The following is a 15,783-nucleotide window of genomic DNA, read 5'->3' as shown; positions in this document are numbered from 1 at the left end:
CAGGGTCGGGAGTGCGGACATACCGACACGACAAACCTCCTCGCTGACGACACGAACATGACGGGCCATGCGCCCCGGGGGTCGGCTCCCCACCCCGGCCTGACGGCCACCACCCGCTGAGACAGCCGCGACAACCGACGACACCTCTTCTAGTCCGCCCTCTTCTTCCTTTTCCTTGGCTTGGTGGCCGGCGTGTGAGCGACCTGCGACGTCGGCATCCCCTCTTTCGTGGCTGGGCTGCCCCGTTTGGACCGGGTGTGCCGTGCGGCGCGGGTCGCATCAACCCGCACGGCACACCCTTCGGACCCGTCGAGGGGGGTGAAGCTGGTGAGCAAGGGGACCCGTGACCACGTATGGGGCGCCCTTCCCGTCGGGCCCGCCGGTGCAGAGCACCCCCTCGACCTATCCGGCTTCGACCCGTCCGTCCGGGAGCAGATCACGTCCCGGCTCGTCTCGCCGGGATTCGATGCTTGGTCGCAGACGGCCGCCCAGGTCGGGTACTGCGCGAGGCCGATCCGCCTCCGTGGCTACTCCACCACGGTCGACGCCCAGACTGGCGAGGTCCTCTCGACCTTCGCCACGGTCGACGAACCGCTCGGGGTGCTGCACGTCCGAGGCGGGAACCGTCGCGCGGCCGAGTGCCCGTCGTGCTCGCGGGTGTATGCCGCGGACACCTTCCACCTGATCCGCTCCGGCGTCACTGGCGGCAAGGGCGTCCCGGAGCATGTGTCGGACAACCCGCTGGTGTTCGCGACCCTGACCGCACCCTCGTTCGGGCTCGTGCACGGCACCCGCAATGGAAGGAAGTGCCGGCCCTTCACCCCGAAGGGACAGCCGGGGGCGTGCGAGCACGGGCGTCCGACCGTCTGCCATGCGACCCACGGCGAGGGCGACGAGCTGCTCGGGCAGCCGCTCTGTGGTGACTGCTACGACTACCTCGGGCACATTGTCTGGCAGTGGTGGGCTCCCGAGCTGTGGCGCCGGTTCACCATCGACCTCCGCAGGGCCCTCGCGAGGACGCTCGGCGTCTCCGAGTCACGGCTCAAGGATCGCGCGACGGTGCAGTACGCGAAGGTCGCCGAGTACCAGCAGCGGGGCCTGATCCACTTCCACGCCCTGATCCGGCTTGACGGACCGAAGACCCACGACGGCTTCGCGCCGGCACCCGATGGCCTGACCGCTGCCCTGCTGGCTCGGGTGGTCGAGCAGGCCGTGGCGGGAGTCTCTTTCGACGCGCCGCCGCTCTACGACGAGGATCCGGTGCGGCGTCTGCGGTTCGGGGCCCAGGTCGACACCAAGCCCATTCAGACCAGGAGTCGGGTCGATGACCCCAACCGGGAGCTGGCGCCCGAGCAGGTGGCCGGCTACCTCGCGAAGTACGCGACCAAGTCCGCGACCGACTCAGTCAGTGAGGGCAATTCGCACCTGCGCCGCCTCCGCGCCGTCCTGGCCGAGACGGTAGACCGCATCCACGCCGAAGCGCGGGCGGACGGCATACCGCTGCGCGAGCATCCCTACGCCCTCTTGGGCAAGTGGCGGCACATGCTCGGCTTCCGCGGTCACTTCTCGTCCAAGTCCCGCCGCTACAGCGTGACCCTCGGTCGGCTCCGGCGCGCTCGGGTGAGGTTCCAGCGCCGCCTCACCGAGGCGAACAGGCAGGGCACGACGCTCGACGTGCGCGACCTCGACGACCTCCTCGCTGACGACAAGGAGACCACCCTCGTCATCGGGCAGTGGACCTACGCCGGATCCGGCTGGGAGACCGAGGGCGACGCAGAGCTCGCCAAGGCAGCCGCTGCACGCGCCCGCGAATACGCCCAGGAACGAGCGGCGAGACGTCACGAATCAGACCGACAGGCAAGGGGGCTCGAGAGATGAGCGAGACAGAAGTGTTGTGGACCGTGCATGACGTCAGCGGGTTCCTGCGCGTGCCGGTGGCCACGATCTATCAGTGGCGGGTGCGCAGTGAGGGCCCTCCGGCGATGCGGATCGGACGTCACCTGCGTTTCGACCCCGAGACGGTCCGCCAATGGACGCGGGAGCAACGGGAGGCCGGCTGATGGCGAGCGTCAGCAGGAACCCGAAGGATCCGGGCTGGCAGGCCCGCTGGCGCGACCCGGGAGGGAGGCAGCGTAAGAAGAACTTCACGCGGAAGGTCGACGCGCAGCGCTGGCTCGACCAGATGCAGGCCGAGCGCCACCGAGGCCAGTACGTCGACCCCAGGGCCGGCAAGGTTCGGGTCAGTGAGGTCGCCGAAGGCTGGGCGCGCGGCCTGACCCACCTCAAGGTGTCCACCGCGACGCGCTACCGAGGCCTCATGTGCGGCCACATCTTGCCTCGCTTCGGCGCCTGGGCGGTCGCGGACCTGCGACACAGCGACGTCCGAGACTGGGTCAACGACCTGTCGGCCAGCGGGTTGTCGGCGGGGACGGTCCGTCAGGCGCACCGCGTCCTCTCGCTGATCCTGTCCGAGTCGGTCAAGGATGGGCGGATTGCACGCAATGTCGCGGCCGGCGTGCAGCTTCCACGCGCGGTCCGGGCGGATCCGCGTTTCCTCGACGCCGACGAGGTAGCTCGCCTCATCGCGGGAGCCGGCACCAACGGACTCAGCATCGCGGTCCTCGCCTTCTGCGGCCTCCGCTTCGGGGAGCTCGCGGCCCTGCGGGTGCGCCGAGCCAATGTGCTTCGCCGCCGCCTCGTCGTGGCCGAGAGCGTCACCGAGGTCGGCGGTCGCCTGGTGTGGTCGTTGCCGAAGACGAACCGTACTCGCACGGTCCCGTTCCCACCGTCGCTGACTCCGCAGATCGAGGCACTGTGCCGGGGCAAGGGCCCGGATGACCTGCTCTTCACCGCTCCGGAAGGCGGGGCGCTACGCCTGGGCAACTGGCGGCGTCGGGTCTTCGACCCGGCCTGCCGAGCCGCTGGCCTCGTCGGCGTCACGCCGCACGACCTGCGCCACACTGCGGCTTCGTTGGCGATCGCCTCGGGGGCGAACGTCAAGGCCGTCCAGCAGATGTTGGGGCATGCGTCGGCGGCCATGACGCTCGACGTGTACGCCGGTCTGTTCGGCGACGACCTGGACGCCGTCGCGCTTGCTCTCGACGGTCTTGTGCCCCCTTTGCGCCCCCTCAGGGTTCAGAGCGATGGAGAGGAGGGGCAAGCGGATGCCGCGGACCCTGCTTGACCTGCGGAAACGTGTGGTGGGCCCCGTCGGGCTCGAACCGACGACCAGCGGATTAAAAGTCCGATGCTCTACCCACTGAGCTAGAGGCCCGTGGTCCGGGAGGTTCCCCCACCGGATCACGGAGGGAGTCTACGGCTTCGCGCTCCGCGCTCGAAGTGGGGCGCCGTCCCCGCCCGGGGTTAGCCTGCCGGGATGAGCGACAGCGAGTACCGCAGCCCGAGGCGGCCGGCGTTCTTCAGTCCCTCGGCCCTCGAGGCGCACGGCGGCGCGTACGACCCGACCGAGCAGATCCACGTGGCGCACGAGACGGCGATGGCGCTCGTCCACGCCGGTCGCGCGGCCGCCGACCCGGCCGTCACGGAGCGACTGGTCGCGATCGTCGACCAGATCGGGCTGTCCACGCTCGCCGAGCTGTGGTCGCAGCGCCCCGCTCGCAGCCTGCCGGGCACCCTGTGGCGCCTCTATGTCCTCCGTGAGTGGGTGCGCCGCGCCCCGGCGGACGCAACCCGCGAATACGCGGCGGGGATCCGCTTCACAGGCCCCAACCACGCCGTCGCCGGCGCTTCCGAACCGCCTGACCCGGACGGCATCAGCCGGCTCGTCGACGAGATCCTCCGTGGCGTCTTCAGTGGCGACCTGGCGGTTGCTCTCGAGCGGGCCGCGGCGTTCTGTCGGGTCGTGTCGGCGGGGCGGGCGGACATCTCGCCGGGCAGCACGTCGGCTGAGCACGCGGCGAACCTGCTGGGGATGGCCGAGGACCTGACGGCGTCGGCCCGGCTGTGGCGCGCGGCTGCTCTGGACTGAGCCGTCCTCAAGAGGTGTCGTATGCCGCTGGGCTCGCTCGGCGGCATACCTGGCCTCGGGTGGTGGGCTGGGTGTCAGGACTGAGGGCTGTGGATGGCGCTTTGGCGTTCCCGGAGACTCCACTTATTCTTGGGGGGCGTCGGGCCGCGGTAGCCCCGGGTCCCAAATTCAGCCGCTCCGAGCGGCCCAGTGCCGAGAGGCGCTCCCGGCCCGACGCAGCAGACGTCCCGCAGGTCATCGGTCGAGGGTTGCCGGTTCGGACTCCGATCCGGTCACTTCAATGTCGGCCACGGCAGGGGGCGTTGAGTGGCAGAGGACTGCGTGGGAGGTCATGTCCATCTCGACGGAGTAGCTCGCGCGTCGCGCCGGGGTCTCGAAGCCACAGAGGTCGCAGCGACCGAACATGAACGGCCCCCGCTCGAAGGGGCTCCATGATGGCACCAGAGGTGGGTCCGGCGCGCGCTCCGCGTCAGCGGCCATGGGGCCATGATGCCCGGTGACCACAGCCGGAGCGCAAGTCGACGCGTCAGGACGCTTCGTCCCCACAAGGCGTTGCGGCGAACTAATCTGTGTCCATGAGCGACGAGGCAACCAACGATCTGGTCGACGGAGCCCTCGCCGACGAGATCGAGCTGGTGAGCGACCTCGTCGTGGCGGCTTCCACGAGCCCTCGCCACTTCACGCCCGAGGAGGTCGACGCCCTGCTGGGGATCACGGGCGCCGAGGTCGAGGTCCCGTCGGGCCGGGAGCCGGCCGGCTGAAACCCGCCCAGGTGTCGTCGGGCATCACCCGTGGAGCGGGCTGAGGCGGCGGGCCGGGGTGGGAGGTGACACATTCGTGTACGCCGGTTTGCGCGCGGGTGACCATCTGGCAATAGCATCGTGGCGACCAACTTCCGATTGACCGGAGCACCCCCGTGGGCTTTCGCCTGACCCCCCAGGACACGAGCTTCTACTCCCTCTTCGCCACGTCCGCCGGCCTCCTCGTCGAGGCGACGCGCGAGCTCACCAAGCTCCTCGAGCTCGGGGTCCCGGAACGGACCTCGATCGCTGAGCGGCTCCGTGCGCTGGAGAACGAGGCGGACGAGGCGACGCACGAGCTGATCAAGAAGGTCAACACGTCGTTCATCACCCCGTTCGACCGCGAGGACATCCACAACCTGGCGGCCCACCTCGATGACTGCATGGACCACATCGAGGAGACGGCCGACCTGATCGTCCTCTACCGCATCGGCGTGCTGCCGGAGGGGATGGCCGAGCAGATCGAGATCCTCTCGCGGATGGCCGAGGTCACGGCGGAGGCCATGCCGCGGTTGCGCTCCCTCAATGACCTGCGCAGCTACTGGATCGAGATCAACCGGCTGGAGAACCAAGCCGACAAGCTGCACCGCAAGATGCTGGCCGACCTGTTCAACAACTCGCATCAGGACGCCGTCTACATCATCAAGATGAAGGGCGTCATCGACGGCTTCGAAGAGGCAGCCGACTCCTTCGAGAAGGTCGCCCACACGGTTGAGGGCATCGCCGTCAAGGAGTCGTGATGGACGCGCAGTTGATCGCGGTCATCATCGTCATCTCCATCGCCCTCGCCTTCGACTACACCAACGGTTTCCACGACGCCGCGAACGCCATCGCGACGTCGGTCTCCACGCGGGCGCTCACCCCCCGGGTGGCGCTGGTCATGGCGGCCGTGATGAACCTCTTCGGAGCCTTCTTCGGCACCAAGGTGGCCAAGACCATCGGCTCCGGCATCATCGAGGTCCCGACCGGTCCGGGGGCGCTCTGGCTCGTCGCCTGCGCGGTCCTCGGCGCGATCGGGTGGAACCTCATCACCTGGTGGTTCGGGCTGCCCTCGTCGTCGTCCCACGCCCTGATCGGTGGTCTCGGCGGCGCGGCCCTGGCGGCAGGAGTGGCGGTCCAGTGGGACACGGTGCTGAGCAAGGTCATCATCCCGATGGTCCTGTCCCCGCTGGCCGGGCTCGCCCTCGGCTACCTCGTCATGACCGCCATCTTCTGGGCCTTCCGCCATGCCCACCCGGCCCGGGTCACCCGCGGGTTCAGGTGGGCCCAGACGGCATCGGCCGCTGCCATGGCCTTCGGCCACGGGCTCCAGGACGCAGCCAAGACGGCGGGTGTCATCATCCTCACGCTCAACATCACCGGGTACCACTCCGGCGACAGCATTCCGATCTGGGTCCTGATGCTCTCCGCGACCTTCATCGCGCTCGGCACGTACTCGGGTGGCTGGCGCATCATGCGCACCCTCGGTCGACGGATCATCCACCTGACCCCGCCCCAAGGCTTCGCCTCGGAGGTGACGGCCGCCTCGATCCTCTACGTCGCCGGCCTGGGCTTCGGCGCGCCGATCTCCACGACGCACACGATCACCTCGGCGATCATGGGCGTCGGCGCAACCAAGCGGTTCTCGGCGGTCCGGTGGGGGGGTTGCCGGCAACATCGTCGGCGCCTGGGTCCTGACCTTCCCCGGGGCCGGGCTCGTGGCCGTGGCGCTCTACTACATCAGCACCCTGTTCCACTGACCCGGGGCGACCCCGCTCCAACGACTCGACGGGCGGACCCGACTCAGCCGAAGCGGCCGGAGATGTAGTCCTCGGTCTGCTTCTGCGACGGGTTGTTGAAGATCTTCGTCGTGTTGTCGATCTCCACGAGCCGGCCGGGCTCGCCCGTCGCCCGCAGGTTGAAGAAGGCGGTCCGGTCCGAGACCCGGGCGGCCTGCTGCATGTTGTGGGTCACGATGACGATCGTGTACTCGGTCTTGAGCTCGTTGATGAGGTCCTCGATGGCCAGGGTGGAGATCGGGTCGAGCGCCGAGCACGGCTCATCCATGAGCAGCACCTGGGGCTGCACCGCGATGGCCCGGGCGATGCACAGTCGCTGCTGCTGGCCACCGGAGAGGCCGGCACCCGGCTTCCCCAGCCGCTCCTTCACCTCGGTCCAGAGGTTCGCCCCCTTGAGCGACTCCTCGACGATCCCGTCGAGCGTGCTCTTGCTCCGCACCCCGTTGAGGCGGAGCCCGGCGGCGACGTTGTCATAGATCGACATCGTCGGGAACGGGTTGGGCCGCTGGAAGACCATGCCGATGGTCCGCCGTACCCGGACGGGGTCCATCGAGGCGGCATAGAGGTCCTGGTCGTCGAGCATGACCTTGCCCTCGACCCGACCGCCGGGGATCACCTCGTGCATCCGGTTGAGGGTGCGCAGGAAGGTCGACTTGCCGCAGCCGGACGGGCCGATGAAGGCCGTGACCGAGCGCGGTTCGACCGTCATCGTCACGCCCTCCACGGCCTTGAAGTCCCCGTAGTAGACGCTGAGGTCGGTGACGTCGATTCGCTTTGCCATCGAGGTTGCTTCGCTTTCTTACTTCTTGACGGAGCCGAAGTGGGCGACGACTCGGCCGAGCAGGTTGAGGAGAAGGACGAGGATGATGAGCGTCAGGGCGGCGCCCCACATCCGCTCGGCCGCGGTGGCCAGGGCGAAGTCGCCCCGGTCCTGGTTGATCATCGTCGGCAGGGTGGCCATGTTGCCGTCGAAGAGGTCGCGCTGGAAGTTCTTGGTGTAGGGCCCGAGGATCAGCAGGGGAGCGGTCTCGCCCATGACTCGAGCCAGCCCGAGCAAGATGCCCGTGACGATGCCCGAAAAGGCGGTGCGCAGCACGATCCGCACCACGGTGACCCATTTGGGCACGCCCAGCGCGTAGGACGCCTCGCGTAGCTCGTTGGGCACGAGCTTGAGCATCTCCTCCGTGGAGCGCACGATCGTCGGGATCATCAGCAGCACGAGCGAGAGCGACACGGCGAAGCCGCTGCGGTCGATGCCGAACGTGGTCACCCACACCGCGTAGATGAAGAGCGCCGCGACGATCGAGGGCACACCGGAGAGGATGTCGACCATGAAGCTGATCGCCTTGGCGAGCCGGCCCCGGCCGTACTCGACGAGGTAGACAGCCGTGAGCACGCCGATGGGGATCGAGATCAGCGCCGTCATGCCGGCCTGGATCAGCGTCCCCTCGATGGCGTGGCGGGCGCCGCCCCCGGCGTCGTCCGAGTTGATGTTGCGCTGGTTGCCGGTCCACCACACCGGGTCGGCGAGCAGGTGGGCGCCTTGGCTCGCGACAGTCCAGAGGATCCACACGAGGGGCACCATGGCCAGGGCGAAGGCGCTCCACATGACGATGCGCGCCAGGAGGTCCTTGGTCGTGCGAGCCCGGTGCGGGTTGTCCATCTCGCGCACGGCCTCGCGAGCGGGCGGGCCGCTCGGTGGGCTCCCGGGCCCGTCGGCCACGCCGTCGTCGGACACCCTGCCCGTGGTCGTCGTGAGGCTCATTCGGTGAAGGCCTTCCTGCGCTCGATGACGATGCGGGCGATGCTGTTGACGACGAACGTGAGCACGAAGAGGACGAGTCCGGCCGCGATGTAGGCGCCGGTCTTGCTCGGGTTGCTGAACTCCGCGGCGTTGTTGGCGATCTTGGACGCGAAGGTCTCGCCGCCGTTGAAGAGGGACCAGGTCCACTCGCTCCCGTCGGACAGGGCCGACACGAGGAAGGTGACGGCGATGGTCTCACCCAACGCCCGCCCGAGGGCGAGCATCGACGCGGAGATGACGCCCGGCTTGCCGAAGGGGAGGACCGCAGTGCGGATCATCTCCCACTGGGTGGCACCGAGGGCCAGCGCGCCCTCCTTGTGCGCCGTGGGGGTCTGGTCGAAGACCTCCCGGGAGAGCGCCGTCACGATCGGCAGGACCATGATGGCCAGGACGATGCCGATGAAGAAGATCGTGCCGCCGGTGATCCGCGTGGGAGCGAAGAGCGGGAACCAGCCGAAGTTGTCCTGGAGGAACTGCTCGACCGGCTTGACGAACGCCCGGAACGTCAGCAGACCCCAGAGGCCGTAGACGATCGAGGGCACGGCGGCGAGCAGGTCGACGAGCGAGGCCGCCGGCCGGCGCATCCACATCGGGGCGTACTGCGTGAGGAAGAGCGCCACCGCGACCCCGACGGGCACCGCCAACGTCATGGCGATGGTCGAGGCGGCGACCGTGGTCCAGAGGAACTCCAGGATCCCGAACGCCGGTTGCGCGCCACCCGGTGCCCATACGCGGCTGGTGAAGAAGTTCTCCGAGTTGTTGGTCAGCGCCGGCAGCGCCTGAGCGACGAGGAACACCGCGATCAGCGACACCATCGCGATGACGATGACACCCGAGAGGGTGGCGGCCCCGCCGAACAGCCGGTCGCCGAGTCGTCCGGTCGAGGCGCGGTCGCCGGCGAGCGGCTTGCGACCATCCGGTCCGGGAAGCTCGTCTGCGGCGGAGACGCCGGTCACTGTGGACACGTCAGACCTTTTCGTTCGGGGTTGGCTTCATGAGGGTGAACATGCCGGATGGGGCGGGGCCGAGTCGACTCGGCGCCCGCCCCATTGGGTCACGATCAGGAGATCGCGTCAATCGCTGCCTCGACCTTGGTGGCGACCTCGGCCGGGAGGGGCGCGTAGCCCTGGGAGGTCAGGCTGCCCTGGACCTCGTCGGAGGCGAAGGACTTGAGGAAGGACTTGACCTTCTTGCCCGTCTCCGCGTCGGCGTACTTGGAGCAGACGATCTCGTAGGTCACCAGGACGATGGGATAGGCCCCGGCCTCCTTGGTGGCGTAGTCGATCTTGAGCGCGAGGTCATTGCCCGTCCCCGTCTGCTCGGCCGTGGCGACCGTCTTGCCGGCCGACTCGGCGCTCAGCTCGACCGGGCCGGCGCCCGTGTCGATGGCGGCCATCGCGAGCTGGTTCTGCTGCGCGTAGCTCCACTCGACGTACGTGATGGCGCCGTCCTGGCCCTGGGTGGCCGTCGCGACACCGGCGGACTTCTCCTTGCCCTCGCCCTTGCCGGTCCACTTCTTGCCGGTCTCGTGCGTCCACGCCTCGGGGGCGGCGGCCTTGAGGTACTTGGTGAAGTTCTCGGTCGTGCCCGACTCGTCGGAGCGGAAGTAGACCTTGATCGGGGTGGACGGCAGCGTGACGCCCTGGTTGAGCTCGGCGATGGCCGCGTCGTCCCAGCTGGTGATCTTGCCGTCGAAGATCTTCGCGGCGACGTCGGCGTTGAGCACGAGCTTGTCGACGCCCTTGACGTTGTAGGCGATCGCGATCGGGCCGGTGACCATCGGCAGGTTCCAGGCGTCTGAGCCGCAGGAGTTCTTGGCCTCGACGGACTCGACGATGCCGTCCTTCTCCTCGGTCTTCAGGGCCGAGTCGGAGCCGGCGAAGTCGACCTGCTTGGCGATGAACTGCTTGATGCCTGCACCCGAGCCGCTGGGCTGGTAGTCGATGTTGGCGTCCGCGCAAGCGGTCTGGTAGGCGGAGATGGCCTCGTCGATGGCGTTCTTCTGGGCTGAGGAGCCCTCGGCCTTGAGGTCGCCCTCGAAGCAGTCGCTGTTGACGGCACCGGTGCCGCCACCAGCAGTGTTGCCGGCCGGGGCCGGGTTCTCGGACGCACATGCCGACAGCGCCAGGACGCCGGTGAGGGCGATGGCGCCGATGGCGCTGACACGCGAAACAGACACGGGGGATTCCCTCTCGATGGGTGACTCTGCGGTGTTCGGGTGACCGGCCAGCCCCTGCTGAGCTGTCATCCGGAGCCGAACCTAGGAGCGTCGGATGACAGAATCCCCCCTCTCGGTGAACCAGAGGTGAACGACGGTCGACAATCCGGTGCGGCCCTGCCGGCACCCGGTGCGCCAACGGGCCCCGCGAAGGACGATGGGAGTTTGGGTCAGGTGTTGACCCGCTCGACGGCGATGACTCTCGCCGCTCGCCCCGAGCCGCTCAGGTGCGCGACGAGCACCTCGCCCTTGCGCATCGCCGAGTCGGCTGCTGCGGCCAGGTGTTCGGTTGCGACGGCCGAGCACGGCGAGTCCGCCGGGACCCGGCTCGCGAGGACGTCGAGCAGGCTGGGCAGGACCGGGCCGTGGCTGCACACGACGACAGGCTGTGCCCGGTCGAGCGCCTTCTCCATGTGCCGCACCGCTTCGGCGGGAGCCGCAGCGAAAGCCTCCTCGGACAGCGCGTCCTTGACCTTGACCCGCGTCCCCAGCCCAGCGGCATACGGCTCGACGGTCTGGACACACCGCAGCGAGGACGAGGACACCACCCGCTGGACACCGTAGGCCGCGAGGACGCGCGCGACGTCGTCCGCCTGCTCACGCCCGACGGCGTCGAGTGGGCGCTCGCGGTCGTCACCGCCCCAGGTGCTGCGCGGACGTGACTTGGCGTGCCGGACGAGGACGAGGGGCCACGTCCTGAGCCGGCGCTCGCGGTCCGCTCGAACGAGCGCCAGCAGCTGCTCGCGGTCGCGGACGTAGTCGAGCAGGTCGTTCGCCGTGCGGACGTCGACCCACCGGACCTCGTCGATCTCGTGCTCGAGCTCCCCCGAGCCGCCCGTCACCGTGGCGGCCCAGTAGTGGACCTCCTTCGTCGCGGGCGACCCCGCCGCATCGAGCACCGTGTAGACCGAGGTCGGAAGGGGGATGCCGAGGCGGACGTGCAGGCCGGTCTCCTCGAGGGTCTCGCGCGCGGCCGCCACTGATGGCTGCTCGCCCGGGTCGAGCTTGCCCTTGGCCCACGACCAGTCGTCGTACCGCGGCCGATGGACGAGGGCGACCTCGAGCGTCCCATGGCGCCGACGCCACGGGAGGGTTCCGGCGGCCGGGATGAGGGAGGGCACGTCAGGCCGGGCGCGCCGATGCGGAACAGGTCACCACGGGCCCGCTCACCGGCGCCGCGCCTTCCGGCGGCGCTTGTCATGGCGTTCGATGAGCGCCGCGTGCACCTCGGTGAGCGGGGCGCCCGTGTCGTCGACGTGATGCCGCACCCATCGGCCGTCGGCGCCGAGGTCCCACCTCGACGTCTTCTCGTCGAAGGCCAGGTCGAACAGGCCGCTGAGCTCCGCGAGGTGCCCCGGGTCGATGATCCGCACGAGCGACTCGACGCGCCGGTCGAGGTTGCGGTGCATGAGGTCGGCGCTGCCGATGTAGACCTGCGGATCGCCGCCGTGGTCGAACCAGAAGACGCGTGAGTGCTCGAGGAACCGACCGAGCACGGACCGGACGCGAATGTGGTCCGAGAGGCCCTCGACACCGGGCCGGATCGCGCAGATCCCGCGCACCCAGATGTCGACCTGGACCCCGGCCATGCTCGCCCGGTAGAGCGCGTCGATGATCCCCTCGTCGACGATGGAGTTCGTCTTGATCGCGATCCGGCCGGGCGGGGCCCCCTCCGCGCGGTGCTGGTGCAGCTCGACCTCGGCATCGATCAGCTCGATCAGGCCGGTGCGGACCGACCGGGGGGCGACGAGCAGCCGCTTGAACCGGCTGCGCGGGGCGAAGCCGGACAGCTGGTTGAAGAGCCGGGACAGGTCGTCGCCGACCTGCGGGTCGCAGGTGAAGAGGCCGTAGTCCTCGTAGGTCCGGGCCGTCTTCGGGTTGTAGTTGCCCGTGCCGATGTGGCAGTACCGGACCAGGCCCTCAGCCTCCTGCCGCACGACGAGGCAGAGCTTCGCGTGGGTCTTCAGCCCGACGACGCCGTAGACGACGTGGACGCCGGCCTCCTCCAGCTTGCGGGCCCACGAGATGTTGTTGACCTCGTCGAACCGGGCCTTGATCTCGACCACGGCGAGCACCTGCTTGCCGGCCTCGGCGGCGTCGATGAGGGCATCGACGATCGGGGAGTCGCCGGACGTGCGGTAGAGCGTCTGCTTGATCGCGAGGACGTTCGGGTCGACGGCGGCCTGCTCGATGAACGCCTGGACCGACGTCGAGAACGAGTTGTACGGGTGCTGGACGAGCACGTCCTTCGACCGGACCGCCGCCAGCAGGTCGGTCGGCTTGGCGCTCTCGGTCGGCGCGAAGTCCGGGTGGGTCCGGGGGAAGAACTTGGGGTACTCGAGGTCCGAGCGGTCGACGTCCGTGACGATCCACAGGCCGGTGAGGTCGAGCGGGGTCGGCAGGCGGTAGATCTCGCGGTCGCTGATCTGCAGCTCCCGGCTGAGCATGTCGAGCAGCTTGGGGTCCATGTCGTCCTCGACCTCGAGCCGGATCGGCGGACCGAAGCGCCGGCGGGTCAGCTCCTTCTCGAGGGCGGTGAGGAGGTTCTCGGCGTCGTCCTCCTCGACCTCGAGGTCCTCGTTGCGGGTGACCCGGAAGGAGAAGTGCTCCTGGACGTCCATTCCCGGGAAGAGCTGGTCGAGGTGCGAGGCGATGACGTCCTCGAGCGGCACGAACCGCCGGACGTGCGACCCGTCGTCGGTGGTGAGGTCCTCGATCCGGATGAACCGGGGGAGGTTCGGTGGCACCTTGAGCCGGGCGAAGTGCTCGTTGCCGGTCTTGGGGTTCTCGAGCAGGACGGCGAGATTGAGGGACAGCCCGGAGATGTACGGGAACGGGTGCGCCGGGTCGACCGCGAGCGGGGTCAGCACCGGGAAGACGCGGTCGGCGAAGAAGTGGTGCAGCGGCTCGCGCTCCGCCGCGTCGATGTCGTCCCACCGGACGATGGTGATGCCCTCCGACTCGAGGGCCGGGCGGATCTCGTGCTGGAAGAGGGCGGCGTGCTGGGCCATCAGCTCGTGCGCGAGCCGGGCGATCCGGTCGAGGAGCTCACGCGGCTCGATGCCCGCGGCCGTGCGGACCGCGAGGCCCGTCGCGATGCGGCGCTTGAGGCCGGCCACGCGGACCATGAAGTACTCGTCGAGGTTGCTCGAGAAGATGGCGAGGAAGCGGGCCCGTTCGAGCAGCGGCACGGTGGGGTCCGCGGCGAGCTGGAGCACGCGCTCGTTGAACTGCAGCCAGGACAGCTCCCGCTCGAGGTACCGGTCGGTGGGCAGGTCCTCCGCGAGCCGTTGCGGACGGGGGCCGGGGCCGGTGCCGACGAACCTGCCGTTGGGCCCCCGCGTCGCCGGCCGGGGGCTCGGGACCGTGCTCGTGAACGAGCTCACCTCGGGCGGGTTGGCCTCGGAGGTGGTGGCCTCGACGTCGCGGTGGGGGTCCTGTCCGTCCAGGTCGGTGCGTTCGAGACTGCCGGTGCTCATGCCCCCCATCGTGACATCGTTTGGCGACGGTCAGGTGAACACGGCCGACGCCGATGCCGTATGCCGCTGGGCTCGCGCCCGCTCGCCGGCACCGTCCCAGCCCGGCCGGCTGGCGTCAGCCGGGCACCCGGGCGAACTGGCGGTGGACCTCCAGATCTCTGAAGCCGAGGCCGGTGTAGGTGTGCACCGCGGCCAGGTTGTCCTCGTCGACGTAGAGGACGACGTCGTGTAGTCCCCGGGACCGGAGGTGGTCGAGGCCGAGGACGGTCACCGCCCGGCCCAGGCCCTCACCCTGCCGGTCCGGAGCGACGCCGACGGCATAGACCTCACCCGTGTCCCCGCCCGGCGGGTCGACCTTGGTCCAGTGGAAGGCCGCGATGCGGTCGCCGTCGTCGGCCTCGACGACGAGGATCAGACCCTCGGAGTCCCACCACGGCTGGGCCATGCGCTGCTCGAGGTCCCGTCGGGTGAGCGCGCCCTGCTCGGGGTGGTCGGCGAAGGCGGCCGCGTTGACGGCGACCCAGGCATCCTCGTCGCGACCCGGCTCGAAGTGGCGCACCGCGTAGCGTTCCGGCACGGTGGCCGACGGCCAGGGCGGCCCGTCGACGAGGGAGCGGCCCATGACGTGGAGCGAACGGACCGGCTCGAGCCCTCTCGTCCGGGCGAAACCGTCCGCAGCCCCGGCCGCGGCGCCGGTGGCGTGGCTCCACACCCGAACCGCCCCGGGAAGCTGCGACAACAGGGCGGAGCCCACCCCGCGGCGCCGCGCCTCCGGGGAGACGACGAGCTCGGCGGACAGGGGGTCGTCACCCGACCCCGTGCGGGCCTGCGCGTAGCCCACGAGGCCGAGCCCAGCGGCATACGCCAACAGGTGTGTGACGCCCGGGTCGCCCGACTCCACCGACAGGCGGAACTGCTCCGAGAGCGGCGCCGACCCGTCAGCGGACTCGGCCCGGGCCGCGAGCTCGAGGACGGCCTGCGACTCGGCCGCACCCAGGGGTTCGGCCGCACGCACCTCGACCCTCATGCGCTCGGGGCCTTGTCCGCGACGAGCCGGTAGCCGACGTTGCGCACCGTGCCGATGAGGGCCTCGTGGTCCGGCCCGAGCTTGGCCCGCAGCCGACGGACGTGCACGTCGACCGTGCGGGTGCCCCCGTAGTAGTCGTAGCCCCAGACCTCCTGGAGCAGCTGGGCGCGGGTGAACACGCGGCCGGGGTGCTGCGCGAGGTACTTGAGCAGCTCGAACTCCTTGTAGGTCAGGTCGAGCGGCTGGCCCCGGAACTTCGCCGAGTAGCTCGCCTCGTCGATGACGAGCTCACCCGAGGTGATCGGCAGGTCGAGGTCGGGGTCGTCGGACTGGCCCCGCGTCAGCGCGAGCCGCAGCCGGGCGTCGACCTCAGCCGGACCGGCCGTGTCGAGCAGCACGTCGTCGAGACCCCACTCAGCCGTGAGACCAGCAAGGCCGCCCTCAGTGAGGACGGCCAGCAGCGGAGTCGTGATCCCGGTCGTTCGGAGGACCCGGCAGAGTGACCGGGCGCTCGCCAGCTCGCGGCGGGCGTCGACGATGACCACGTCGCACTCGGGGGAGTCGACGAGCGCGGTCGGCTCGGCGGGCAGGACCCGGACCGTGTGCACGAGCAGCCCCAGGGCGGGCAGCACCTCGGCGCTCGGGGCGAGCGCGTTCGTGAGGAGCAGCAGTCGGGCCATCCCCTGCAG

General features: G+C 69.7%; 15 protein-coding genes and 1 tRNA gene. 7 read left to right on the top strand and 9 right to left on the bottom strand.

Annotation, left to right across the window (positions count from 1 at the left end; all coding sequences use genetic code 11):
- The first annotated feature begins 327 nt into the window (after window positions 1-327).
- From INTCA_RS14990 to INTCA_RS14980, 3 genes are read left to right on the top strand one after another with little or no spacing between them, the layout of a single operon-like run.
- Window positions 328-1,878, top strand: coding sequence for a replication initiator (locus tag INTCA_RS14990; protein WP_013493771.1), 1,551 nt, complete (start codon window positions 328-330; stop codon window positions 1,876-1,878).
- Window positions 1,875-2,060 carry a helix-turn-helix domain-containing protein gene (locus INTCA_RS14985; protein WP_013493770.1) on the top strand — a complete coding sequence of 62 codons (186 nt, stop codon included), beginning with the start codon at window positions 1,875-1,877 and terminating at the stop codon, window positions 2,058-2,060. The genes INTCA_RS14990 and INTCA_RS14985 overlap by 4 nt, the downstream gene beginning before the upstream one ends.
- Window positions 2,060-3,184 carry a tyrosine-type recombinase/integrase gene (locus INTCA_RS14980; RefSeq protein WP_013493769.1) on the top strand — a complete coding sequence of 375 codons (1,125 nt, stop codon included), beginning with the start codon at window positions 2,060-2,062 and terminating at the stop codon, window positions 3,182-3,184. Before INTCA_RS14985 ends, INTCA_RS14980 begins: the two co-directional genes overlap by 1 nt.
- Before the next feature lie 14 nt (window positions 3,185-3,198).
- Here the strand turns inward: INTCA_RS14980 and INTCA_RS14975 are convergent.
- Window positions 3,199-3,274 (bottom strand) — tRNA-Lys (locus INTCA_RS14975).
- A gap of 102 nt (window positions 3,275-3,376) precedes the next feature.
- Between INTCA_RS14975 and INTCA_RS14970 the strand changes: the two genes are divergently transcribed.
- The 4 genes from INTCA_RS14970 to INTCA_RS14955 all read left to right on the top strand — a co-directional run bounded on the left by INTCA_RS14970 (window position 3,377) and on the right by INTCA_RS14955 (window position 6,595).
- Window positions 3,377-3,988 carry a hypothetical protein gene (locus INTCA_RS14970; protein ID WP_013493768.1) on the top strand — a complete coding sequence of 204 codons (612 nt, stop codon included), beginning with the start codon at window positions 3,377-3,379 and terminating at the stop codon, window positions 3,986-3,988.
- 575 nt (window positions 3,989-4,563) lie between these two features.
- Window positions 4,564-4,749, top strand: a complete 186-nt coding sequence (locus INTCA_RS14965) for a hypothetical protein (protein ID WP_013493766.1) — start codon at window positions 4,564-4,566, stop codon at window positions 4,747-4,749.
- 155 nt (window positions 4,750-4,904) lie between these two features.
- On the top strand, window positions 4,905-5,528 hold the full coding sequence (locus tag INTCA_RS14960; protein ID WP_013493765.1) for a DUF47 domain-containing protein: 624 nt from the start codon (window positions 4,905-4,907) through the stop codon (window positions 5,526-5,528).
- Window positions 5,528-6,595: an inorganic phosphate transporter gene (locus tag INTCA_RS14955; RefSeq protein WP_013493764.1), complete on the top strand. Its 1,068-nt coding sequence runs from the start codon at window positions 5,528-5,530 to the stop codon at window positions 6,593-6,595. Before INTCA_RS14960 ends, INTCA_RS14955 begins: the two co-directional genes overlap by 1 nt.
- On the opposite strand, the gene pstB is transcribed toward INTCA_RS14955, so the two are convergent.
- The 8 genes from pstB to INTCA_RS14915 all read right to left on the bottom strand — a co-directional run bounded on the left by pstB (window position 6,571) and on the right by INTCA_RS14915 (window position 15,774).
- The gene (gene pstB / locus INTCA_RS14950; RefSeq protein ID WP_013493763.1) at window positions 6,571-7,347 is read right to left on the bottom strand and encodes a phosphate ABC transporter ATP-binding protein PstB; all 777 of its coding nucleotides are present in this window, start codon (window positions 7,345-7,347) and stop codon (window positions 6,571-6,573) included. The genes INTCA_RS14955 and pstB overlap by 25 nt on opposite strands.
- An 18-nt stretch (window positions 7,348-7,365) precedes the next feature.
- A complete protein-coding gene (gene pstA, locus INTCA_RS14945; RefSeq protein WP_013493762.1) occupies window positions 7,366-8,331 on the bottom strand; it encodes a phosphate ABC transporter permease PstA in 966 nt (321 codons plus the stop codon).
- The gene (gene pstC, locus INTCA_RS14940; RefSeq protein ID WP_013493761.1) at window positions 8,328-9,335 is read right to left on the bottom strand and encodes a phosphate ABC transporter permease subunit PstC; all 1,008 of its coding nucleotides are present in this window, start codon (window positions 9,333-9,335) and stop codon (window positions 8,328-8,330) included. Before pstC ends, pstA begins: the two co-directional genes overlap by 4 nt.
- A 95-nt stretch (window positions 9,336-9,430) precedes the next feature.
- Window positions 9,431-10,549: a phosphate ABC transporter substrate-binding protein PstS gene (gene pstS, locus INTCA_RS14935; RefSeq protein WP_041307799.1), complete on the bottom strand. Its 1,119-nt coding sequence runs from the start codon at window positions 10,547-10,549 to the stop codon at window positions 9,431-9,433.
- A gap of 209 nt (window positions 10,550-10,758) precedes the next feature.
- The gene (locus tag INTCA_RS14930) at window positions 10,759-11,709 is read right to left on the bottom strand and encodes an NUDIX hydrolase (protein ID WP_013493759.1); all 951 of its coding nucleotides are present in this window, start codon (window positions 11,707-11,709) and stop codon (window positions 10,759-10,761) included.
- Between the two features lie 45 nt (window positions 11,710-11,754).
- The gene (locus INTCA_RS14925; RefSeq protein ID WP_041308862.1) at window positions 11,755-14,067 is read right to left on the bottom strand and encodes an RNA degradosome polyphosphate kinase; all 2,313 of its coding nucleotides are present in this window, start codon (window positions 14,065-14,067) and stop codon (window positions 11,755-11,757) included.
- Between the two features lie 115 nt (window positions 14,068-14,182).
- The gene (gene mshD / locus INTCA_RS14920; RefSeq protein WP_013493757.1) at window positions 14,183-15,094 is read right to left on the bottom strand and encodes a mycothiol synthase; all 912 of its coding nucleotides are present in this window, start codon (window positions 15,092-15,094) and stop codon (window positions 14,183-14,185) included.
- Window positions 15,091-15,774: a response regulator transcription factor gene (locus INTCA_RS14915; protein WP_013493756.1), complete on the bottom strand. Its 684-nt coding sequence runs from the start codon at window positions 15,772-15,774 to the stop codon at window positions 15,091-15,093. Before INTCA_RS14915 ends, mshD begins: the two co-directional genes overlap by 4 nt.
- Window positions 15,775-15,783 lie beyond the last annotated feature (9 nt).

The organism is Intrasporangium calvum DSM 43043, from assembly GCF_000184685.1.
Taxonomy (GTDB): Bacteria; Actinomycetota; Actinomycetes; order Actinomycetales; family Dermatophilaceae; genus Intrasporangium; species Intrasporangium calvum.
Note: the sequence above shows the minus strand (reverse complement) of the source record. Positions and strands in the feature narration are given on the sequence as shown.

Coding starts and splice junctions, on each gene's coding strand:
- INTCA_RS14955 (WP_013493764.1), top strand. CDS start 5,528: ATGGACGCGCAGTTGATCGCGGTCATCATCGTCATCTCCATCGCCCTC.
- INTCA_RS14925 (WP_041308862.1), bottom strand. CDS start 14,067: ATGAGCACCGGCAGTCTCGAACGCACCGACCTGGACGGACAGGACCCC.
- INTCA_RS14915 (WP_013493756.1), bottom strand. CDS start 15,774: ATGGCCCGACTGCTGCTCCTCACGAACGCGCTCGCCCCGAGCGCCGAG.
- INTCA_RS14985 (WP_013493770.1), top strand. CDS start 1,875: ATGAGCGAGACAGAAGTGTTGTGGACCGTGCATGACGTCAGCGGGTTC.
- mshD (WP_013493757.1), bottom strand. CDS start 15,094: ATGAGGGTCGAGGTGCGTGCGGCCGAACCCCTGGGTGCGGCCGAGTCG.
- pstA (WP_013493762.1), bottom strand. CDS start 8,331: ATGAGCCTCACGACGACCACGGGCAGGGTGTCCGACGACGGCGTGGCC.
- INTCA_RS14970 (WP_013493768.1), top strand. CDS start 3,377: ATGAGCGACAGCGAGTACCGCAGCCCGAGGCGGCCGGCGTTCTTCAGT.
- INTCA_RS14965 (WP_013493766.1), top strand. CDS start 4,564: ATGAGCGACGAGGCAACCAACGATCTGGTCGACGGAGCCCTCGCCGAC.
- pstB (WP_013493763.1), bottom strand. CDS start 7,347: ATGGCAAAGCGAATCGACGTCACCGACCTCAGCGTCTACTACGGGGAC.
- INTCA_RS14980 (WP_013493769.1), top strand. CDS start 2,060: ATGGCGAGCGTCAGCAGGAACCCGAAGGATCCGGGCTGGCAGGCCCGC.